This window comes from Bradyrhizobium sp. 154, assembly GCF_023073875.1.
In the GTDB taxonomy this organism is placed as follows: Bacteria; Pseudomonadota; Alphaproteobacteria; order Rhizobiales; family Xanthobacteraceae; genus Bradyrhizobium.
In genome coordinates this window covers 41,773-63,092 of the sequence record NZ_JADPKG010000117.1, presented here as the reverse complement: position 1 = coordinate 63,092, position 21,320 = coordinate 41,773, and the positions used below count along the sequence as shown (strand labels likewise).

17 protein-coding genes are annotated in these 21,320 nt (G+C 60.7%); 4 read left to right on the top strand and 13 right to left on the bottom strand.

The window, feature by feature from the left end; translation table 11 throughout:
* Positions 1-70 precede the first annotated feature (70 nt).
* Genes IVA92_RS31310 through IVA92_RS31290 form a run of 5 tightly spaced genes read right to left on the bottom strand, consistent with a single transcriptional unit; the run spans position 71 to position 6,713 of the window.
* Complete coding sequence (locus IVA92_RS31310) at positions 71-1,381, bottom strand: FAD-binding oxidoreductase (protein WP_247278836.1); 1,311 nt, start codon at positions 1,379-1,381, stop codon at positions 71-73.
* Positions 1,382-1,434: 53 nt separating this feature from the next.
* On the bottom strand, positions 1,435-2,313 hold the full coding sequence (locus IVA92_RS31305) for an ABC transporter permease (RefSeq protein WP_247278837.1): 879 nt from the start codon (positions 2,311-2,313) through the stop codon (positions 1,435-1,437).
* A gap of 38 nt (positions 2,314-2,351) precedes the next feature.
* Entirely contained in the window at positions 2,352-3,302 is a 951-nt protein-coding gene (locus IVA92_RS31300; protein ID WP_247278838.1) for an ABC transporter permease, read from the bottom strand.
* Positions 3,303-3,357: 55 nt separating this feature from the next.
* The gene (locus IVA92_RS31295; RefSeq protein WP_247278839.1) at positions 3,358-5,025 is read right to left on the bottom strand and encodes a peptide ABC transporter substrate-binding protein; all 1,668 of its coding nucleotides are present in this window, start codon (positions 5,023-5,025) and stop codon (positions 3,358-3,360) included.
* On the bottom strand, positions 5,022-6,713 hold the full coding sequence (locus tag IVA92_RS31290; protein WP_247278887.1) for an ABC transporter ATP-binding protein: 1,692 nt from the start codon (positions 6,711-6,713) through the stop codon (positions 5,022-5,024). Before IVA92_RS31290 ends, IVA92_RS31295 begins: the two co-directional genes overlap by 4 nt.
* 654 nt (positions 6,714-7,367) lie before the next feature.
* Between IVA92_RS31290 and IVA92_RS31285 the strand changes: the two genes are divergently transcribed.
* On the top strand, positions 7,368-8,693 hold the full coding sequence (locus IVA92_RS31285) for an FAD-binding oxidoreductase (protein WP_247278840.1): 1,326 nt from the start codon (positions 7,368-7,370) through the stop codon (positions 8,691-8,693).
* Between the two features lie 113 nt (positions 8,694-8,806).
* A complete protein-coding gene (locus IVA92_RS31280) occupies positions 8,807-9,283 on the top strand; it encodes an Lrp/AsnC family transcriptional regulator (RefSeq protein WP_027544593.1) in 477 nt (158 codons plus the stop codon).
* A gap of 15 nt (positions 9,284-9,298) precedes the next feature.
* Here IVA92_RS31280 and IVA92_RS31275 read toward each other — a convergent pair whose 3' ends face one another.
* Entirely contained in the window at positions 9,299-10,675 is a 1,377-nt protein-coding gene (locus tag IVA92_RS31275; protein ID WP_247278841.1) for an aspartate aminotransferase family protein, read from the bottom strand.
* A 339-nt stretch (positions 10,676-11,014) separates the two neighbouring features.
* On the opposite strand from IVA92_RS31275, the gene IVA92_RS31270 reads away from it, so the two are divergent.
* A complete protein-coding gene (locus IVA92_RS31270) occupies positions 11,015-11,704 on the top strand; it encodes a haloacid dehalogenase type II (RefSeq protein ID WP_247278842.1) in 690 nt (229 codons plus the stop codon).
* 112 nt (positions 11,705-11,816) lie between these two features.
* Here the strand turns inward: IVA92_RS31270 and IVA92_RS31265 are convergent, their stop codons facing one another.
* From IVA92_RS31265 to IVA92_RS31255, 3 genes are all read right to left on the bottom strand, one after another.
* Positions 11,817-13,274: an NAD-dependent succinate-semialdehyde dehydrogenase gene (locus tag IVA92_RS31265; protein ID WP_247278843.1), complete on the bottom strand. Its 1,458-nt coding sequence runs from the start codon at positions 13,272-13,274 to the stop codon at positions 11,817-11,819.
* 203 nt (positions 13,275-13,477) lie between these two features.
* Positions 13,478-13,834 (bottom strand): cupin domain-containing protein, encoded by a 357-nt coding sequence (locus IVA92_RS31260; protein WP_247278844.1) that lies wholly within the window; start codon positions 13,832-13,834, stop codon positions 13,478-13,480.
* A gap of 13 nt (positions 13,835-13,847) precedes the next feature.
* Positions 13,848-14,771, bottom strand: coding sequence for a glyoxylate/hydroxypyruvate reductase A (locus IVA92_RS31255; RefSeq protein ID WP_247278845.1), 924 nt, complete (start codon positions 14,769-14,771; stop codon positions 13,848-13,850).
* A gap of 347 nt (positions 14,772-15,118) precedes the next feature.
* On the opposite strand from IVA92_RS31255, the gene IVA92_RS31250 reads away from it, so the two are divergent.
* The gene (locus tag IVA92_RS31250) at positions 15,119-15,997 is read left to right on the top strand and encodes a GNAT family N-acetyltransferase (RefSeq protein WP_247278846.1); all 879 of its coding nucleotides are present in this window, start codon (positions 15,119-15,121) and stop codon (positions 15,995-15,997) included.
* A 181-nt stretch (positions 15,998-16,178) separates the two neighbouring features.
* On the opposite strand, the gene IVA92_RS31245 is transcribed toward IVA92_RS31250, so the two are convergent.
* From IVA92_RS31245 to IVA92_RS31230, 4 genes are all read right to left on the bottom strand, one after another.
* Positions 16,179-16,370: a hypothetical protein gene (locus IVA92_RS31245; RefSeq protein ID WP_247278847.1), complete on the bottom strand. Its 192-nt coding sequence runs from the start codon at positions 16,368-16,370 to the stop codon at positions 16,179-16,181.
* Between the two features lie 715 nt (positions 16,371-17,085).
* A complete protein-coding gene (locus IVA92_RS31240; RefSeq protein ID WP_247278848.1) occupies positions 17,086-18,303 on the bottom strand; it encodes a threonine/serine exporter family protein in 1,218 nt (405 codons plus the stop codon).
* A gap of 531 nt (positions 18,304-18,834) precedes the next feature.
* Complete coding sequence (locus IVA92_RS31235) at positions 18,835-19,617, bottom strand: 3-hydroxybutyrate dehydrogenase (RefSeq protein WP_247278888.1); 783 nt, start codon at positions 19,615-19,617, stop codon at positions 18,835-18,837.
* Positions 19,618-19,698: 81 nt separating this feature from the next.
* The gene (locus IVA92_RS31230; RefSeq protein WP_247278849.1) at positions 19,699-21,315 is read right to left on the bottom strand and encodes an MDR family MFS transporter; all 1,617 of its coding nucleotides are present in this window, start codon (positions 21,313-21,315) and stop codon (positions 19,699-19,701) included.
* Between the last annotated feature and the right edge of the window lie 5 nt (positions 21,316-21,320).

Genomic DNA, 21,320 nt, shown 5'->3' with positions numbered 1-21,320 from the left:
ACGCAACCAAGCTGGAGCAAAGTTCGGCATAGTGTTTCGAAGATGATGCAGCATCGCAGCCAATCTGCCGTCAGCGGCTGGCGCGCCACATCGCGATCCGGTCACGCATCCGGTAGCCCTGAATGAACGCAGGCATGAACCACGGATTGCCGCGATAGAACCGGATGAAGGCTGGAGGCCTGAAGTCGAACGCGGTGCGCGCCCGCTCCTCGTGTCCCATGAGCTTTTGGGCGGCATGCATTCCGACCCATGGCGCCCAGACCACGCCCGAGCCGCAGAAGCCGGTTGCATAGACGATGCCGTCCTTTTCGAAAATGCGCGGAATCATGTCGCGGTTCATGGCGACATTGCCGAACCAGCTGTGCGAGAGGCGAACGCTCTCCAGTTCCGGAAATAGATTGACCAAGCCCTTGCGCAAAAGCAGCTTCGGAGCGATGGGATCGCCGACGCGGGAGCTGTCGCGGCCGCCGAGCAGAATTCGTTTGCCATCGGGCGAAGGCCGGTAATAGAAGCCGACCTCCCGATTCTCCGTGATCATCATGCGTTTCGGCATCAACCGCGCCATGACTTCGGGTGCAAGCTCTTCCGTTGCAATGATCCGGCTGCGGACCGGGACCAGCCGGCGGCGCAGGAAGGGTACGGCGCCGTCGGTGTAACCGTTGGTACACACCAGTACCTGACGCGCCTGCACCGGACCGGCCGCGGTGACGACGCGGAAATCGGAGCCATCTCTGTCGATCGAGATCACGGGCGTCCGCGCGTGGACTGTCAGTCCAGAAGCGAGCGCGACCCGCAGCAGTTCGGCGTGGAACTTCGCCGGGTGCAGCCCGCCGATGTCCATCCGAACCGTCCCGCCGCGGTAGAAATCGGTGCCGATGTACTTGCGCTGCTCGGCATACGGAACTGCGTAAGCTTCGATTCCAAGTTTCCTTGCGAGCCTCTCCGCGGTCCGCGCCATGGCCTCGTATTGCTCATAGCCGAAGGCGCCCTTGAACTGCCCCACCGGCTGGAAGTCGCAGGCGAGGCCTTCCATCCTGATGAAATCGTACAGGAACTCGCGCGCGGCCTTGCCTTCCGCCTCGATCGCCAGCGCCTTCTCATCTCCGAACCGGCGCGTGAGCGTCGCGTAGTCGGGCCGAATGGATCCGCTGGTGATACCGCCGTTGCGCGTCGAAGCTCCTTCGCCAGGGTCCATGGCATCATAGGCCGCAACCGAGCGGCCCTCGCGCGCCAGCACCAGACCGGCCGAGAGCCCTGCATAGCCCGCGCCCACAATCAACACGTCGAGCTTCTTGGCTATTGGCTGCTGGCACGGCGGCTCAAGCGGCGCGGCTTCCCACCAATAGGGCGTGGCCTTCTCGGCGACTCTCGGCGCGTGCATGGCTTTGCTTCTCGTATGGTTGATGGGTTCAGCCGCGGCTCGGTTCAAATCGTTCAGATGTGGTCGTTTCGAACGTCGAGTGCATCGCGCAGACCGTCACCGATGAAATTGAAGCTCGTCACCGCCATCGTAATGGCGGCGCCGGGAATGATGGCGAGCCAGGGAGCGCTCGCCAGATATTGCTGGGCGCCATTGAGCATGTTGCCCCAGCTGGGCAGCGGCGGCTGGATGCCGTAGCCGAGAAAGCTGATATAGGCCTCCAGAAGGATCGCGCGCGCGACGGCCAGACTTGCGGCGACGATGATGGGACCCATGGCATTGGGCAGGATCTCGCGGAACATGATGTGCGCCCTGCTAAGCCCGACCATGCGCGCAGCCTGGACGAACTCGCGCTCGCGCAGCGAGCGGACCTCCGCCTCGACGATTCGCGCCGTCTCCATCCAGCTCGTGACGGCAATGATCACGGTGATCATGACCGGGCTCGGCCGCAGCGTTGCGGCCAGCGCCAGCACGAGGAAGATCGAGGGATAGGCCAGGAAGCCATCCACCATCCGCATCAGTGCCGCCCCGACCCAGCCTCCGCGATAACCGGCCGTCACGCCGACGAGCGTACCGATCAACGTCGATAGCAACATCGCGGAGAATCCCACCGCCAGCGAGACGCGCCCGGCCATCAAGAGCCGCACGGCGAGGTCACGCCCCAAAGGATCCGTGCCGAAATAATGGTTGCCTGTCAGGGGCGGAGCAAAGCGGGCGCGTAGATCGATCTGGAGGGAGTCGTAGGGTAGAGCATAGGGACCGATGGCGCACGCCAGCACAAGCAGCGTGATCATCGCGATTCCCAGCAGTGCCAGATGGTGGCGCATGAAGCGGTTAACGGCACGGCTGCTCCACCAGCGGGTCGGAGCTGCGTGCGCGACGATGGCGGTCATATCTACTCGCTCCTCTTATCTGGCGTGAGTCCGCAAGCTCAGGCCAGGCGAATGCGTGGATCGACGGTGGCGATCACGATATCTGCGATCAGATTGCCCAACACGACCAGGGTGGCCGAGAAGATCAACAGCCCCATCACGACCGGATAGTCGCTGTAGCCAAGGCTGTCGAGAAACAGCCGCCCCATGCCCGGCCAGGTGAACACGGTCTCCGTGACCAGCGCGCCGGTGAGAATGCTGGGCAATTGCATCCCGGCCAGCGTGATCATCGGCAACAGCGCATTGCCGATGACGTGTTTCAGCAAGATGCGGCGTTCGCTCACGCCCTTGGCCCGGGCCGTCTTGACGAAATCCTGACTGAGCGCATCGAGCGTTGCCGTCCGCATGTAACGGCTCCAGATCGCGACATGAACCAGCGACAGCACCAGGCTCGGCAAGATCAGGTGATGCAGATAGTCCAGCACCGAGCCGTCGCCGATCGTGTACATGTTGCCTGCGGGCACCCAACCGAGCTTCAGAGTAAAGATGTAGATGCCGATCAGGCCGAACCAGAAAGTCGGAACGGACAGCGCCACCATGGCGCCGACAGTGGCGCAGTAATCGAAGAGGGAATAGCGGTGGGTGGCACCGCGGATTCCGATCCACGTGCCGGCCGCGATCGCCAACGCGGTGGATGTGCCCATCAGCAGCAGCGTCGCCAGCAGATGGCGGCCGATCACTGCGAGCACGGAAGAGCCGTCGCGGAAAGAGTGTCCCCAGTCGCCCTGCACCAGTCGCCAGGCCCAGTCGAGATACTGGATCCACAGGGGGCGATCGAGGCCCAGTTGTGAAGCGAGCCGCTCGACGTCCTTCTGGGTCATGCCGGGGTCGAGCCCGAATTGCGCGAGGGGGCCGCCCGGCATGAGGTTGAGAACCGTGAAACCGATGATCGAGACGATCACCAGCAGCACGATGCTCTGGAAGAGACGATTCAGCAGGAAGGCGGACATTTGAGTCCTCCATTAGCGTGGCAATGCCATCCGCAGCGGTCGGTCTGGCAAGACATCAGCTCGCCCAATACCAGGCAAGCGCGTTCCAGGACTCAGTGCGAGTATTGCCGTTCGGGACGAATCCATTGATCCCCTTCTTGAGACCTTCGACCGAGTTGCTCTGGTACAGCGGCAGGAAAGGCAGGTCGCGGCGCACAAGTTCCTGTACGCGAGAGTAGATCGCGCGACGCGCTTCGGGATCGAAGGTGCGTGCGCCTTTGTCGAGGAGGGCATCGACCTCCGGATTTGCATACTGCGCATTGTTCGAGCCGCGGCCGCCCTTCGCTCCGATCGAGCGCGAGTGCAAGCGATTGGTGACATCCGGATCGGCGCCAATCAGATACGAGCTGCCGACGATCACGGAATCGAACTGCGATTGCATCCAGAACTCGCCCCACATCACGGCGGCCGGTAGGTTCGATATTTTCATCTCGACGCCGAGCTGCGCGAAGGTCTGCTGCAGGAATTGCTGCAGCTGCTCGCGAAGCGGATCGCCCGACGTGGTCGAATTGGAAAAGGACAGGCGAACGCCGTTCTTGGCACGAATGCCGTCCGCGCCCTTAGCCCAGCCGGCTTGATCGAGAATCTTGCCCGCGCGATTCACGTCGAATTGGTGCGGGGGCAGATTGGGGTTGAAGAAGAAGGACTGCCTGGGCATGAAGGTCTCTGTCGCGGTCGGCACCCCGTAATAGAGCCCCTGGATGATCGACTCCTTGTCGATCGCCGCATAGAGCGCCTCGCGAACCGCAAGCTCCTTGAACTGCGGGCGCTCGAGATTCAGGTAGAAGGACTCGAACGAGGTCCTTGGGACCAGCGTCACGACACGGTTCGGCAGCGTCTTGGCTTCCGCATAGTGATCGGGCGTGATGTAGGGTTGACCTACGAGATCGATGTCGCCGCTCTTGAACTGGGTGTAGAGGACGGTGAGATCGGGAATGTATTTGAACACTAGCCGCTCGATATGCGGGCCTTCACCGAAATAATCGGTGTTGGCCACGAGCTCGAGATGGTCGCCGGCAACCCGCTTTTCCCACTTGAAAGCACCGGTTCCGACCGGCGCCTGGTTGAAGGCGGCGTTGTTCGGATTGGCCTCTTTCTCGAGGATGTGCTTGGGCACAATGAAGGTTTCGGTCAGGAAGGACAAATACGGCGCAAAAGCCTCTTCCATTCGCCACGAGATCTCCGTGGGTGAGACCACCGTGATGTCGCGCACGAGAGCATGGCCCGCCGTGCGCCAGCTCCGGAAGTTGGGGTTCGTGATCAGTTCAAGCGTGAACTTCACGTCCTCGGCGCTGAATGGTTTGCCGTCGTGCCAGCGGACGTCGTCGCGCAAGCGAATGCGCCATTTCAGGCCGTCCTCCGAAATGCCCCCGTTCTTCTGGTTCGGCACTTCCACGGCGAGATTTGGCTGAATGACGCCTTGAGGATCGATGCGGAAGAGCGCATCGAAGACCGAGAAATGCACGCCATCATCCACTTCAATGTGGGCCATCAGCGGATTGAAAACGGTCGGCTCTTGTCCAAGCCCGACGATCACGCGGCCACTTGGCTTTGCCGAAGCGCGAGCAAACGCAGGCTTGCCCAACAGGTTTGGCGCGAAGATGCCGACAGCTCCCCCGATGGCCACCATTCGCAGAGCATCGCGCCGCGAGTAGTTCGGTGTCGTCGCAGAATGCTTGGTCATAACGTAGCTCCTCCGTTGTGCTGTCCGCTATAATCTGCACGTTCGGGCATGCTCCCGGGTTGCTCGCCCGGGATCGCTGCCACCAGTTCTCGCGTGTAGGTGGATTTCGGATCGAGGAAGATCTGGGACGGCGGCCCACGTTCCACGATTTGTCCTCGATGCATGACGGCGATTTCATCGCAGATTTGGCTTGCGACGCGCAGATCATGGGTGATGAAGATCATCGAGACGCCGGTCTCGCGCTGGATCTGGTCGAGCAGCTTCAAGATCTGGGCCTGGATCGATACGTCGAGCGCCGAGACCGCTTCGTCGGCAATCAGCAATTTTGGTTTGAACATCAGCGCGCGCGCGATGCCGACGCGCTGGCGCTGCCCGCCGGAGAACTCGTGCGGATAGCGCTCAAAGGCGCCTGCATCCAGCCCGACATGGGCCAGAAGCTCCCGCGCGCGCTCGCAAGCTTCGTCATAAGGCATGCCATGCGCGACCGGGCCGACTGCGAGAATTTGCCCGACCGTCGATCGCGGATTGAGCGATGCGAAAGGATCCTGAAAGATCATCTGGATCTTCGGCCGTAGCGGCCGAAACTCGGCTTCGGAAAGCCCGGCGATGTCGCGGCCTTCGAACAGAATCGAGCCGCCGTCGCACGCCATGAGCTTGATCAGCAGCCGCCCGAGCGACGACTTGCCCGAACCGCTTTCCCCGACGACGCCGAGCGTGCGTCCCGACGTGAGGTCGAAGCTGACCCCATTGACCGCGGGCACGATGCGCTGCGTACGGAAAAGCGCGCTGCCGCTGCGATAAGTCTTTGCCAGGCATTCGACCTTCAGAATCGACGCTCGTTCCCCGGCTTCCGAGGGAACGCGGTCCTTGCCGGTCAGGTGGGGCACGGCTGCGATCAGGCGGCGCGTATAGAGATGACCGGGCGACTTCAGCACCTGCGCGGCACTGCCCTGCTCCACGCAATGGCCCTTCTCCATCACCACAACGTGGTCGGCAATCTCCGCGACGACGCCGAAATCATGGGTGATGAACATGACGCTCATTCCCTTGCGGCGTTGAATGTCCCGGATCAATTGCAGGATCTGCGCCTGGGTCGTCACGTCGACTGCGGTGGTCGGCTCGTCCGCGATCAGGATCGCGGGTTCGAGCGCCAGAGCCATGGCGATCATCACCCGCTGCCGCTGCCCGCCCGAAAGCCGGAAGGGATATTGGTGATACATGAGCTGCGGATCAGGCAGACCCACTTCAATCAATAAGTCTATCGCCCGGCTGCGACGCGAGGCCGGCGTACCGACGTCGTGCGCGGCCATCACCTCCTCGATCTGCGCGCCCACGGTCATCAGCGGATTGAGCGCCGAGAGAGGATCTTGAAAGATCATCGAGACGACTCGGCCGCGCAGGCTGCGGAGCTTCTCAGGCGCGAGGCCTACGATGTTCGTCCCATTCAGGTGGATCGCCCCCGAGGTGACTCTGATCACCTTCGGCAGAAGCCCCATGATCGCATTGGCGGTGACCGACTTGCCCGATCCAGATTCCCCGATGATACAGAGAATCTGTCCGCGTTTCAGATCAAAAGAGACGTTTTCGACGGCGTGGGCCCGCTCCATTCCTTCAGGCAGACTCACCGTCAGCTCGCGCACCGACAGCGCGACATCGGCGGGGCTTACCACCTGGATGCCAGAAGCCATATGAGCATCCTCCCCTTTCAAGCCAGTGCCGTCATCTTGACGCGGCCGGCGCCTTCGGATCCTTGCGCCTTCGCGCTCCCTGGGCAGGTCGATAATTCGCCGCTCAACTTGCCATTCCTTCATTGGAGGCTGCGACATGATTCAGGCCTCTTCGCGCATGAAGCAAGAGCTATTGCTCAGAGCGTAGCGACCCGATCGGCCTTTTCGATCAAAGCGAACCTCAGCTGGCATCCACGTCATGGCTTGATCGCTTCTGCGAAGGCCTGCTCCTGGACACGGCTCATGCAAGTTGCCTCCGTGGACCTTGGCTGATCGATCGATTGGTGCTGCCAATCTTGATGATTTCGATCACCGCGGAGTCGCCGAAAGGTGGCATCCGGGCAGCATGAACTTCTGAAAACGAAGGCCGGTTTGGCATTTCAGTCTGCGCCGCCATGCCTGCGACGCCCCCTGCTCAGGAGGCAGGCCAATGGAATGCGAGAGGCGCGTGAATCAGCCCCAAAGGCTGCAAGCTGCGGCGAGCAAACTAATTACGCAATAATTGCCTGTATCGAAGGCAGCAAACCGCACGATGTTTGGTCCCGCCGTGAAAGTCCGCCGGGCCTGCCGCAATCCGCCGGGTACGATGCGGCAACCACCGGAGATCATACCCCGATGAGCGCGCCGGTCCTGCACATCGAATCCAGTCCGTCCCTGCCCCGTGAGGCGGACGTCGTCGTCATTGGCGGCGGCGTCGTGGGCGTATTCACAAGCTACTATCTCGCCCGTCGCGGCCTCAAAGTTGCTTTGCTTGAGAAGGGCCGCATCGCAGCCGAGCAGTCCAGCCGCAACTGGGGATGGTGCCGCCAGCAGAACCGCGACGCGCGCGAGCTGCCGCTTGCAACCAAGAGCCTCGATCTCTGGGAGAAGGTTGCCCATGAGACCGGTGAGGATACCGGCTTCCGCCGCTGCGGGCTTTTGTATCTGTCGAACGACGAAAATGAGTTGGCCGGCTGGGCAAAGTGGCGCGACTTCGCCAGGACCGTTGGCGTCACGACACATATGTTGAGCTTGGAAGAGGCGAGCGAGCGAGGCAAGGCGACGGGCCGCAAATGGAAAGGCGGTGTCTTCTCTCCAACCGATGGGACGGCAGATACCTCAAAGGCAGTGCCCATCGCCGCGCGCGGGATCATGGCGGCGGGCGGCACGGTGCACCAGCTTTGCGCGGCCCGCGGCATCGAGCTCAGTGGCGGCCGGGTCAGCGGTGTGGTGACCGAGGCGGGCACGATCCGGGCGAAGACGGTGGTGATGGCGGGAGGCGCCTGGGCTTCGTCGTTCTGCAACCAGCTCGGAATTCGATTCCCGCAGGCATCGGTGCGCCAGTCCATTCTCGCCGTGGGACCCGGCGCAACTGGCCTGCCTGACGCCATGCACAACTCGCTGGTGTCGGTCACGCGACGTGGCAACGGCGGATACACGCTGGCAATCAGTGGTCGCGCACGCGTCGACCCGACGCCGCAGCAGTTCAGGTTCAGCCGCGAATTCCTGCCCATGTTCGTCCGGCGGTGGCGAAGCCTTGCCCCTGGGGCCTTCGAGGGCTTGCGGCAGGGGCATGAATCTATGGGGAAGTGGGCGCTCGATCAGGTCACCCCGATGGAGCTGAATCGGATACTTGATCCCCGTCCGGACATGAGGCAGATTCGGCTGACACATCAACGAGCTTGCGAGTTGTTGCCTGAACTCCGGCGCGTTGCAATCTCCAACGTCTGGGCCGGCTATATCGACAGCACGCCGGACGGCGTGCCGGCCATCGGTGAAGTTGAGGCAATTCCAGGTTTCATCCTCGCGGCGGGGTTCAGCGGTCACGGCTTCGGAATAGGCCCCGGCGCAGGGCACATGATTGCCGACATCATCACTGGTCGTACGCCGATCGTCGATCCACGCCCCTACAGGCCGGAGCGACTGAAAATGAGCGCCTGGGGCAAGGTCAGCGAGTTCTAGATCCGGTCTCCGCCCCGGTTGGGAAAAGATGCTGATTGATGCTATGAGACTACATATGACGCTGAAGCTCGAAGCCTAGACGCCGTTGTCTCACCCCATCTCGTGGCATCTCTATGAAGCTCGACAAGATCGACATCAGAATTTTATGCGAACTGCAGAAAAATGGGCGGATTTCCAACGTCGAGCTCGCAGAGCTGATAAATCTTTCCCCGAGCCCGTGCCTGATGCGCGTCAAAAGGCTCCAGACGGAAGGCTTCATCACCGGCTATTCCGCCCAGATCGATGTTGCCAAGCTCGGACAAACTCTAACTGTCTTCGCTGAAATCACCCTCAAGAATCACCGGCAGATCGATTTCGCGCGCTTTCTCACGACCATTGAAAAGATCGATTCCGTGGTTGAATGCCATCTCGTTTCGGGCGGGTACGACTATCTCGTCAAGTTCATCACGGCGGGCATCAGCGAATACCAGGCCGTCATGGAACGGCTGGTCGAGATGGATATCGGGATCGATAAGTATTTCAGTTTCGTCGTGCTGAAGTCCCCGATCGTGAAATCGCATCTGCCGCTCGAAAGCATATTCAACGGCTAGCGACAGGCTCGGCCCTTATCCTTTCATCGCCGCGCGGACGTCCTTGTCTTCGAGGGTCTGGTCGAGCGTCATCCTGGTCCGCTCGATGATGCCGGCGATGTCCCCATCCGTACAGCACAGCGGCGGCGCATAGCCCAGCACGCCTTGCGCGAAGGCGCGGATGACGAGGCCGTTATCCCATGCACGGTCGAAAATGCGGCGCGCCGCGTCGGCCTCCGCCGGCAAAGGTGTCTTGCGCTCCTTGTCGGTGACAAGCTCGATTGCCGCCAGCATGCCGCGACCCCTGATATCGCCGACAAGCGGATGATCGGCCAGCGCGCGAAGACCTTCCATCAGGCGGTGCCCGGCCTTCCGGCCGTTTTCCAGCAAGCCATTTTCATAGAGATCAAGGCACGCGAGCCCAACGGCTGCGCTGACGGGATGAGCGGAATAGGTGTAGCCGTGGCCGACGGCCGCCTTCCCGGCGCCATCGGCAATCGTGTTGTAGACGCTGTCGGACATGAGAACGGCCCCCATCGGCACGTAACCCGAGGTCAGCCCCTTTGCCGTGGTCATGAGATCCGGCACGACGTCATCCTCTTCACAGGCGAAGAGCGGACCGACACGGCCAAAGCCAGTGATGACCTCGTCGGCAACCAACAGAATATCGTGCTCCTTGCAGACTGCGTGCATGGCCTTCAGCCAGGACGGCGGCGGAACGAGGACGCCTCCTGACCCCTGTATCGGCTCGACATAGAAGGCGGCGACGCGTTCGGCGCCAAGTTCGGCGATCTTGGCCCGAAAGGCCGCGACCGACGCCGCAATGATGGCCTGGGGATGGGAACCAACAGGATTGCGATAGGCGTAGTGCGACGGGATTTTGTGCTGCCAGGTGTGGGGCACCCCAAAGCCTGCATGAAAGGCGGGCAGCGCCGTCAAGCCAGCCCCTGCCGTCGACGATCCATGATAGCCAGACTCGACGGAAATGAACTGGTCCTTCTGCGGCCTCCCTTTGGAATGATAGTAGTACCTGATGAAGCGGATCGTGCTGTCGACGGCATCGGAGCCGCCCAGCGTGAAATAGACATGGTTCAGATCGCCAGGCGCCAGTTCAGCCAGCCTTGCGGCCAACCGGATCGCCGGGTCGGAGCCCAACCCGAAGTAACCCGTCGCATAAGGCAGCTCCTGCAGCTGCCGCGTAGCCGCTTCAACGATGCTGTCCTGTCCGTAGCCGGCATTGACACACCACAGACCCGCAAAGCCATCCAGTAATTGACGTCCCGAGGCATCGGTCAGCGTCGCGCGCTTGCCTGACTTCAGCACGCGGACGCCCGTCGCCTCATGACTTCGATAAGAAGAGACCGGGTGAATCAGATGCGCGCGATCGAGCTCAATCAGCGAGTTGCTCAACATATTGTCCTCCAGATCGGCCGCGATGTTTGTGCGAGCAGCCCGTTGTGTGCAGGCTCAACATAAGTTGCCGAAGACAGCAGTTGCTCCCAGGCAGGACATGGACGAAGGGCGTTTTGACTTTGATTGGGCACCACTGTGGCATCTTATGCCGGCATGGTGCGGCGACGGCATTGAGGCGAAACGAGGAGAGCCGTCGTCGCGCAACTCTCTACCACGGCTGCGATCCGATACGACACAATCTGCTCCCGACCACCGCGACATCGGCGCTTTATCTCGTCGGCTGCTCGCTATGGTGGGTGTCGTACCGGCAAGCGGTGCGAGATCGCAAGGATTGGAGCTATGGCGACGTTCAGACCCAAATATATCACCTTCGACTGCTACGGCACGCTGACCAATTTCGACATGGCCGGCGCGGCGACCCGTGTCTATGGCTCGGAGCTTTCTGCCGCGGCGATGGCAAAGCTCATCAAGGACTTTTCAGCCTATCGCCTGGACGAGGTTCTCGGCGCCTGGAAACCGTACTTCGAGGTGGTGCACAACGCCCTGGAGCGCGCCTGCAAGCGCAATGGTATCGTCTTTCAGCCGGAGCATGCCCAGCGAATCAATGAAGAGATCCACACGTGGGGTCCGCATGCCGACGTCCCGGCTGGTCTGGCCAAGGTTGCCAAAGAGATCCCGCTGGTCATCTTGTCGAACTCAATGGAGAACCTCATCATGTCCAACGTGGAGAAGCTCGGCGCTCCCTTCCACATGGTCATCACGGCCGAGGAGACTGGCGCCTACAAGCCGCACATGAAAGGCTTCGAATACATGCTCGACAAGCTGGGCTGCGGCCCGGAAGATATCACTCACGTCTCCTCCTCGTTCCGCTACGATCTGATGACGGCCTACGATCTGGGTATCAAGAGCAAGGTATGGGTGAACCGCGGTCACGAGCCGGCGAACCCCTTCTATGAATACACCGAGGTCTCCGGCATCGGTGGCTTGGCTGCCGCAGTCGGCCTGGAGCCTCTTCGCAAAAGCGCCTGAGCGCAGTTCTTTCGGGATCTCTCGCGGCACTTCAGTAATAGAGATCTGCGCTGGTCAAGGAAAAGGGGGCGGTTCAAACCGCCCCCTTTCTTATTTCAGATGCGATGGACGCTCAGCCCAAGCCGCCAACATGGAGAGCCTTGCTCTCGAGATATTCTTCGATCCCGAGCTGAGATCCCTCGCGTCCCAGTCCCGACTGTTTGACACCGCCGAAAGGCGCGACCTCCGTCGAGATCAGGCCGGTGTTCAGGCCGATCATGCCGAACTCCAGCGCTTCGGCAACACGCCAGGAACGCTTCAGGTTTTCAGTGTAGAAATACGCCGCAAGACCGAAGGGCGTACCGTTTGCGATCGCTATCGCCTCGTCCTCCGTCTCGAACCGGAAAAGCGGCGCGACCGGCCCGAAGGTCTCCTCCGAAGCCAGTAGCATCTCAGTCGTCGCGCCGCCGAGCACGAGGGGCCGGACATATTGCCGACCTTCCGGCACCGCCTCACTCTCCGAGATGATCTTTGCGCCCTTGTCCAGGGCATCCACGACGTGCCGCCTGATCTTTTCGATCGCCGCGCCATTGATCATCGGCCCAATCGCGACTCCTTCTTCCGTACCGGCGCCGACCTTCATTTTCGCGACCTTGCTGGCGAGCTTCTGTGCAAAGGTATCGTAGATGCCTGATTGCACGAGAATGCGATTGCAGCAGACGCATGTCTGTCCGCCGTTACGGAATTTAGATGCAATTGCGCCCTCCACGGCGCTGTCGATATCGGCATCGTCGAAGGCGATGAACGGCGCATTGCCGCCGAGCTCGAGGCTGAGCCGCTTGATGCTGTCGGCGGCACCTTTCATTAGCAGCGCGCCGACGCGAGTCGATCCCGTGAACGAGATCTTGCGGACGGTCTCATTGGCCATCAGCTCCTTGCCAATGTCCGCCGGCATGCCCGTCACGATGTTGATCACGCCAGGTGGAATTCCTGCCCGCTCCGCCAACACACCGATCGCGAGGGCCGAGAACGGTGTGAATTCAGAGGGCTTGATGACGACGGTGCAGCCCGCGGCCAGCGCGGGTGCCACCTTGCGTGTAATCATCGCGTTGGGGAAATTCCAGGGCGTAATGATCCCGCAGACGCCGACTGGCTCTTTTAAAACCAGAATGCGGCGATCGATCGTGGGTGACGGGATCGTCGATCCGTTGATCCGGCGCGCCTCTTCCGCAAACCATTTGACGAAGGAGGCCCCATAGCGGATTTCGCCGAGCGATTCCGCCAAGGGCTTGCCCTGCTCCAACGTCAGCAACAGCGCGAGGTCCTGCTCGTGGCGCCGCATGAGGTCATACCAGCGCTCCAGCAGAACTGCACGTTCAGCATGAGCCGTGGTCTTCCAATGCTTGAACGCGTCAGCCGCAGCGTTGATGGCGGCCCTGGTCTCCTCGCACCCCATATCGGGGATGGTGCCGAGAACTTGCTGGCTAGCAGGATCGATGACATCAACCGTCGCCTTCGCACTCGCGTCGCGCCAGTGGCCGCCGATCAGTGCCTGCTGGCGAAACAGATCCTCGTCTTTCAATGCAACCATGTATTTGTTCCCTTGCTCTTCGGGGTCAAACCGCCATCACTGCCGGATATGTGATTGGCGAGACAAAGCCGTCTCATACAGCACCGCGCGCCGCATATTTCATCGAGAAGGAAGCGTCTGGCCGCGTTGAATCCGGTCAGATGGGATCTCGAAAGTCGATTGTTCTGGCCGTCGTTTAGTGAGGCCGCAGTCAGGCATCGTGCTCAGTCATAGTGGCAGACATAGATCTTCCGCACGGTCTCGATCGTGCGCCAGACGCCTACAAAGCCCGGCTTCATCACAAAGCTGTCGCCGGCGCGGAACGTCTTCGTCTCACCACCTTTTTCCTCGATTTCGATACGACCCGAGATGATATGGCAGAACTCGAAGGTGGTGCCCTTGATGGAATGGGTCTCGCCGGGGGTTGCCTCCCAGACGCCAGTCAGCACCTTCTCGCCTTTCGAGGCGTCCTGCGCCCAGGTCTTGAAGGACGGATTGCCCGAAATGAGCCGTTCCGGAGCCGGCACGGCCTTCTTCGGTGCGAAGTCCGGATTCGTGTCGATGGCAATCAGAAGTGACATGGCATCTTTCCTGTTAGTAGCCGAGCGTTCGATCGACGAGGCCGATCGGATTTCGTCCGGCGTGATGGCGCCGGATGTTCTGTATGACGGATTGCGCGGCCGTATGCGGTTGCGTCACGGACGCGATATGCGGCGTGATGATCACCCTCGGATGCGACCAGAGCGCGTGGTCTTCCGGCAGCGGCTCGGGATCGGTCACGTCGAGCATCGCTGCGGCCAGACGCCCGCTATCGAGCGCTTCGATGAGTGCGCCCTGGTCAAGCTGCGGACCGCGGCCGACATGCAGCAGCCTTGCTCCGGCCGGCAGGAGAGAGAACAGCTGTGCGTTCAGGATGCCGCTTGTTTGCTCCGTCAGGGGCAGAAGACAGACCAGAACGTCCGTTGCTTTCAGAAACTCGCCAAGCTGACCATCGCCGTGGAAGCAGGAGACACTCTCGATCTTCTTGTTGCTGCGGCTCCACGCGGCAAGCGGAAATCCAAACGGCTTCAGACAATCAATCGCGGCTTGCGCCAACATGCCGAGGCCCAGAAAGCCGACGCGCCGATCGGCCGCCTGCGGCGTTGCAAGAGCCTGCCATAGGCTTCTTCGCTGCTGCTCCCGATAGGCAAGCATCTCGCGATGGAGTGTCAGCACCCCAAGCACGACGTACTCCTGCATCATGCGTATGATGCCATCCTCGACCATGCGCACGAGCTTGACGCGGTCGGGTATGGTCTCCGGCTTGAATTGATCGACCCCCGCACCGATGGAAAAGAGCATCTCCAGATTTCGAAAGCGCGAGAGATCGTCGGGCACGTTCCAGGTTAGTAGGTACCGTACCTCTTCCGGCTCGAAGGATTCGCTGGAATGATAGAATTCGAGATCAGGGAGCTCGCGCGCAAAGACCTGCCGGAAAATAGCCGCCCGAGCAGCATCGGAATTGAAAAGGAACGCCATTGACGTGGTCCTCTCAGGTCCTCGCCCGGGATGCGGCGCGTTGAGAGCGGCCTGGCCCGCCACCGAGGGCTGGAAAGGCGGCGAGCCCTCCAGCGAAGCCTACAACGTTCACGGGGGCTCACCCTGTCTGCTGTTGCTGGCTATCGATAGGCCGCAACCAGTAGCTTTCCCTGCTGAATCGAGTTGCACTGGCGGCGGATCATTCCGAATACCGCGTGCCAAACAGGTGAAACCTGCTGGCCTTCTGCGCTATGCTGCTGCAAAAGAGGGCTTGTGCGGCACGCAGCAGAAGGCCGGCGGGAGATAGGCCGCGGGCTTTGAGCCCCGCGAAGGAATGGATGAGCTGAATGGGACGAACGGTACGCGTGAAGTCCTTTGAACTGGTGGCCAAGGACATCAATGACGTTGATGTGAAGCTGCTCCACGCGCTTTCGATCGGAGTCGGCTGGCCGCATCGCCCCAAGGACTGGGATTTCCTACGCCGCGCCGGCCACGGTATCGTCGCCGTTGATGGCATAGACCGCGTTTTCGGCAGCGCGATGTGGTTCCCTTATAGTCAGGAATTCGCGACGATTGGCCTAGTGATCACATCGCCCCGAACCCAGGCACAAGGTACTGGCCGCTGGCTCATGGAGCAGGTTTTCGAGCGGTGTGGCGACCGGAATTTAGCCCTCAACTCAACCCATGCCGCCTATCATCTATATCTGTCGCTGGGGTTCACGAAGGAAGCCACCGTATATCTGTGGCAAGGAGAAATCGTCTCACCACCTCCGCCGGTGCCGGCTCTGGTCGGTGAAGTGAGCTCGCTGTCCACGGCGAACATCGGCGAGATCGCGGCACTGGATGAACGCGCGTTCGGAACTAGCAGGCAGAGGCTGCTCGCATTGCTTTCTGAAGGTGCGTCAATCTCCGTCTTGCGCCGCGGCGGAGAGGCCGTCGGTTTTTCCATGAAACGCGGATTCGGGCGCGGTCATGTGATCGGCCCGATCGTCGCCAGCAATGATTGTGACGCGATCCATCTCACCGCTGTGCATCTTAAGGATCTCGCGGGACAATTCGTCCGCGTCGATACGCGGGAGCAGACGGGTCTGTTTGCCGACTTCCTCCAACAGAGCCGCCTCGGAATGACCGAGACCGTCACAACGATGTCTAAGGGCCGGCGATTCCTGAACCGCAAGGAAAATGAACCGTGGGTCTACGGGCTAGCCGGTCACGCGTTGAGCTGAGGCTATGAAGCGATGCTCCGTGAGGACCGTGCCATGGGCAGTGGACAGATCAAGGCGGATCACTGTTCCGCAGTGAGCGGCTCGCGAAATACGATCGCCTACTCGAAATCGAGCGCGAGCTTGGCGCTGGGACCGTTTACCAAAGTCCATTTCCGAACGCCTGAAAGCAGGGCGAATGCAGCTATAGTGCTGCCTGCGAGTTGCGATTCGTCCTTTTGGGCGAGATAGCGATGCCTGTGCGGCTGGGCCTGTTTGCTTCGAACTGCTCGCGTGCAAGACCGATCAGACGAGCGAGCGTCTTGAGGGCCTGATCTGCGCGGATTGAAATGACGTAAGTGGCAGTGATCGGAATTTCTTCGTTCTCTTTCCTCATGAATGAAATCCTAAAAATCGCCAAGATAAGCCGTGCTCGGCCGGCACGCGTTATGTTTTCTGGATTCGGATGGCCAAGCTCAGCGCAGCCGGAGCAGTAATGTCTGCAACCGTGACGAAGCGATGAGTGTGGTTGCGGGTTGATTTGAACCTGTGGGCTAAGCCGTTGATGTTATTGGGCTCGATTTCAGACAAAAAATAACCCCAGCAAGTCCTTCAGACTGCTGAGGTTATTTGCCAACTTGGTTGCGGGGAGGCGCAACCACCGATACCGACATTCCGTTCGGGTTGCGATCTAACCGACGGGCCGATCGTCACATTTCGCATCCGACCTCAATCGCTCGAGTTCCGTGCGCCACGTCCGTCCACCGACCCACGCTCGGAAGCTGCAGTTTGCGCGGCGACTAAGGGTAACATCACGGAACTAGCGCGACGGCTGCTGTCGCGCAATTCACTTAATTGCTGTCGCTTCGAACGACCGGATACAATGGAGGCGGTGCGGCGAGAGTGGAGTCAACCTCCGTTGGTAACTAACGCATTGTCGAGATCACCAGACCAAAACATACCCTTTGAGCTACAGCCGAAAATGGGTCTCGTCTCCAACAAAAAGCCTGCTCCGCCAATGACCCGTCATCGATAACAATGCCATCAAACGGCTCGCTGAAACCGAGGCATTCTTGAACGGCCTTGCGATGCGTAGGATGCTTGTGCCGCGTTCAGACAGATGGAGCAAGGAAGTGCTCGAACAGCATGCGCGGGAGGATCAGTCCGAACGTCATGGCCATGATGATCAGAAATGCCGTTGCGCAGCTCGTAGCTATGCTTGTGAGCAGAGCCACTGGCGCGCTCGGCCCGATCGAGACCAATTCGACAACGCCTGCGGCCGCGTTGAACAGGAAAAAGCCGGGTATCATCGAGACAACGGCAGAGAAAGCGAGAGCTGCAAAGGGCAGACGCAGACGATCGACGAGCGGCGTTGCGATGACGCTAACCAGCATACAGGCCACTAGCGCCCCAGTCACGGCGCTTCCTCCCGCGACGGTGATCAGTGCCCAGCGTGCGGCGTGGGCGAGCATGCCTGCGGCGATCGGGAACGCCAACAGACGCCACGGCATTGAGAAAAACGTGCCGAATGAGGCGACGGCGCATCCTGCCGCAATCACGTCCATGACCAGAGGCACCGGCGGAGATGGTTCGCCTATCGGGAGATTTGTGCCGACGGCCGCGAACCCGAACAGGAGGCCGGCGCTAATCAGGATCACGATCACGGCGGCGTAAGTTAATCGCGCGATTCCCAGCGCGATGCGCGTACGAGCGAGGTCGATAGCACCGTTGAGGATATGCGGGCCGGGGACTAGCACCATGCAGGGGCAGAGAGCGACCAGCGTTATTGCGTTTGATGTCTGGAGGCGGCCGGCAACAGCAGCCACGACACCGGCTATAAACGCGGCGCAAAGAGGCTGGATCAGTGGATTGGTACTGAAGCCGGAGAGCCCGCGGCGGGCGAGTGCGCCGATGGTGGCGCTGGCCACGATCAGCAGCAGGCTCGTCACGTCGAGAGCGCCATAAATGATGCCAAGCGAAGCCGCGCCAATGGCTGCGAACAAAGTGAAACGTGGCGTGGAAGCTGGCGGCAGGCGGCCAGCCGACATGAGCGCGGATTGCGCTATCTCCGCGGGCAACGTTCCGTCGCAGACCTGATCCACCACCCTCGTGACGGCCAGCACCCTGCCCATATCGACGCCCAGTGGCTTGGCTGGGACGATTTGAAAGACGGCTGCGCCGTCGATTTCGACGATAAGTTCGCCCCAGTAAGGCAGCACCTTTACCGCCACGCCGAGCGCGCGCCCAAGCCGCTCGGCGACCGTAATCGTCCGTTCTGTGGTCTGCCCGTGAGCGAACAGGAGCGTGGCTGCCAGCGCGGTGGTCTTCAATGCCGCCCGCAAGTCAGCGGCTCGGCGCCCGTTGCTTCGCCCTTTTTATCGGTCAATTGCGTTGAGCGGTCCAATAGCCCGAGCATAGCGAACTCCCCGCGCGGCCGCTCCACCTGCCGTGGCCGGTGGCTCCGGCGAGCTTTCCAGATCCCGAGGCGTGCTTGTCATGTACTGCAACTGACGCGTGAACCGCCCCCGATCTTGCCACATATCCTCTGAATTTCAGAAGATTCGGATGCGAGACGATCCCGTCTGAAACATTGACGGTGAAAGTGTAACTTGGATCGCAAGCGCCTCTTTGTGTCACGAAGACGAGATCCCAAGATCCGTCATAGGATGACCGGGCGTGTGCGACAGATGCCAGGGTCATAAGGCAAAGGCCTACAACCTTCCAAAGCGAAGGCGTCTTCATAATGCTTCTCCGTTAGCAAGAGCCAGCAGCAGGGACTGCGGATCGCATCGCGCCAGGGCGCATGTGCGAGAGCTCGTTCGGCATTCGATATTTGTGAAGAATTGCTCATTTGGGCTTAGCTATCGTGCCGTCCAGCCGCCGTCGACGGAGATCGCTGTTCCCGTGATCTGGTCCGCCGCAGGTGAACACAGAAAGGCCACGGTGCCTCCAAGCTGCTCCGGGGAGACAAAATCGAGAGACGGTTGCTTCTCCGACAGCAGTTCCTCGGCGGCTTGCTTTTGACTGATGCCGCGTTGCGCAGCCATGTCGCTGATCTGCTTTTCGACCAGAGGCGTTCGCACCCAGCCGGGACAGACAGCATTGCAAGTAACGCCGCTTCCCGCCGTCTCCAGGCCAACCACCTTGGTCAAGCCGACCAGCCCGTGCTTGGCCGCGACGTAAGCGGCTTTATGCGTTGAAGCGACGAGGCCATGGGTTGAGGCAATGTTGACGATCCGCCCCCAACCCTGTTTTTTCATATGAGGCACCGCTATTGCGATACCGTGGAACGCCGCCGATAGATTGATTCCCAGGATTGCATCCCACTTGGCGGCCGGGAACTCATCGACCGGCGCGGTGAACTGGACGCCGGCATTGTTGACGAGGATGTCGAGGCGGCCGAATTTCTCGACCGTCGCGGCGATCAATCCGCGCACGGCATCTGCCTTCGACATGTCGGCACCGTCGTAGACGGCGCGCACGCCGTGGTCGTGTTCGATCCCCTTGCGGATTGCCTCGATCTCGCTCGCGTCGCCGAAACCGTTCAACACAAGGTCGGCGCCAAGCCGGGCCAGTTCTCGGGCAATTCCCAGCCCAATGCCGCTGGTCGATCCGGTGACGATTGCCACCTTCTCCTTCAACATGGGAATTCCGTTCAACGCTTGGTCGAAGTTCATACGGGGGTTCATGGTCGTTGCTCCTTAGGTGCGGGTTGAAAATGATGATCAGTGGGCGCCGCCGGCATCGAGCTGGCCGGGCTTCTTCAGCATCATGGAAGCAGCAAGTGCGACGATCAGCGCGGCACCCAGCAGCAAGAACAGGTCGCTGAATGCCAGGATGAACGCCTGCTTCTGCACGATCTTTCCGATCGCGACATAGGCCCGACGGGCGGCATCGATGCGATCGATCACACCGTGGCTCATGAAATATTGCGTCAGCTTCTCGACTCTTGCCTGCGTCGCTTGCTCCAGCATGGAAACTGACTGCATCAGCACATTGGAATGATATTGCTCGCGCTTCGTAAGGAGCGTCTGCAACAACGCGATACCGAAGGCACCACCGAGGTTGCGCATCATGTTGAAAAGGCCCGAGGCCGAGCCGGCATTCTCCGCCTCGATGCCGGCGGTAGCGACAGCTGACAGTGGCGCAAACACCAGCGCCTGGCCGAAGGCGCGGACGACGTTCGGCCAGAACAGCTGATCGGTCGCGTAATCGTTCGTCATGTGGATGTTCATGAAGTTGGAGGCGGCGAACAGCGCGAAGCCGATGCCGATGATGATTCGAGCGTCTAAGCGCTGCATCAGCCGCGGCACCAGTGGGATCAGCAACAGTTGCGGAAAGCCGGTCCATGCCAATACCATGCCGATCTGTTCGGCGTTGTAGCCCTGGATGCGCGACAGATAGACCGGCAGGATGAACACCGAGCCATACAGCGCGATGCCGAGCAGGAAGTTGGCGAGAATGCCGAAGCCGAAATTGCGGCGAACCAGCAGGCGCAGGTTCAACAGCGGCTTCCTGGCGGTCAGTTCGATCCAAAGGAAAGCCGACAGTGCGACTGCGGCGACGATCGACAGCCTGACGATGAAAGGTGAACCGAACCAGTCTTCCTTGTTGCCTTCTTCCAACACGGTCTGCAGCGCGCCGAGACCAATGGCCATAGTGGCGATGCCGAACCAGTCGCCCTCGCGCAGCAAGGCAAGATTAATCGGCTTGGATTCAAGAGAGAACCACAACATGCCGATCATCAGTGCGCCCGGCACCAGATTGACATAGAAGATATATTCCCAGCCCCAGTTCTCAGTGAGATACCCGCCGATGGTCGGTCCGATCGCGGGTGCAAAGGTCGCGGAAATAGCAAACATCGCAAGGCCAATCGGTTGCTTCGTCTTCGGCAGCAGCGTGATGATCAGCGTGAAGGCCATTGGGATCAGCACGCCGCCTGAAAAGCCCTGCACCGCGCGCAGTACGATCATCTGCGACAGGTTTTGCGCGAGCGCACAAGCCACCGAGAACACCATGAACAGGGAGGCGTTGGTCAGCAGGTAGATGCGGATCGAAAACACCTGGGCAAGCCAGCCGCTCAGCGGGATCACGACGATCTCGGCGATCAGATAGGAGGTCGAGATCCAGCCGCCGTCATCAATGCCGGCACCAATCGCGCCCTGAATGTCGGCCAGCGAAGCGTTGACGATCTGTATGTTCAGCACCGCCATGAAGGCTCCGAGGGTGGCACCAACCACCGCAATCCAAGTCGTGGGGGAGACGGGCGCCTCCATGACTTCGGCGGCGGGCCTGTGATCGCTGGCCGGGACATCGTCGATGGTTGTTTGCGGGGCGGTCATGGTGA

Coding starts and splice junctions, on each gene's coding strand:
- IVA92_RS31245 (WP_247278847.1), bottom strand. CDS start 16,370: ATGAGGAAAGAGAACGAAGAAATTCCGATCACTGCCACTTACGTCATT.
- IVA92_RS31300 (WP_247278838.1), bottom strand. CDS start 3,302: ATGTCCGCCTTCCTGCTGAATCGTCTCTTCCAGAGCATCGTGCTGCTG.
- IVA92_RS31270 (WP_247278842.1), top strand. CDS start 11,015: ATGGCGACGTTCAGACCCAAATATATCACCTTCGACTGCTACGGCACG.
- IVA92_RS31295 (WP_247278839.1), bottom strand. CDS start 5,025: ATGACCAAGCATTCTGCGACGACACCGAACTACTCGCGGCGCGATGCT.
- IVA92_RS31230 (WP_247278849.1), bottom strand. CDS start 21,315: ATGACCGCCCCGCAAACAACCATCGACGATGTCCCGGCCAGCGATCAC.
- IVA92_RS31280 (WP_027544593.1), top strand. CDS start 8,807: ATGAAGCTCGACAAGATCGACATCAGAATTTTATGCGAACTGCAGAAA.
- IVA92_RS31290 (WP_247278887.1), bottom strand. CDS start 6,713: ATGGCTTCTGGCATCCAGGTGGTAAGCCCCGCCGATGTCGCGCTGTCG.
- IVA92_RS31305 (WP_247278837.1), bottom strand. CDS start 2,313: ATGACCGCCATCGTCGCGCACGCAGCTCCGACCCGCTGGTGGAGCAGC.
- IVA92_RS31275 (WP_247278841.1), bottom strand. CDS start 10,675: ATGTTGAGCAACTCGCTGATTGAGCTCGATCGCGCGCATCTGATTCAC.
- IVA92_RS31250 (WP_247278846.1), top strand. CDS start 15,119: ATGGGACGAACGGTACGCGTGAAGTCCTTTGAACTGGTGGCCAAGGAC.
- IVA92_RS31285 (WP_247278840.1), top strand. CDS start 7,368: ATGAGCGCGCCGGTCCTGCACATCGAATCCAGTCCGTCCCTGCCCCGT.
- IVA92_RS31255 (WP_247278845.1), bottom strand. CDS start 14,771: ATGGCGTTCCTTTTCAATTCCGATGCTGCTCGGGCGGCTATTTTCCGG.
- IVA92_RS31310 (WP_247278836.1), bottom strand. CDS start 1,381: ATGCACGCGCCGAGAGTCGCCGAGAAGGCCACGCCCTATTGGTGGGAA.
- IVA92_RS31265 (WP_247278843.1), bottom strand. CDS start 13,274: ATGGTTGCATTGAAAGACGAGGATCTGTTTCGCCAGCAGGCACTGATC.
- IVA92_RS31235 (WP_247278888.1), bottom strand. CDS start 19,617: ATGTTGAAGGAGAAGGTGGCAATCGTCACCGGATCGACCAGCGGCATT.
- IVA92_RS31260 (WP_247278844.1), bottom strand. CDS start 13,834: ATGTCACTTCTGATTGCCATCGACACGAATCCGGACTTCGCACCGAAG.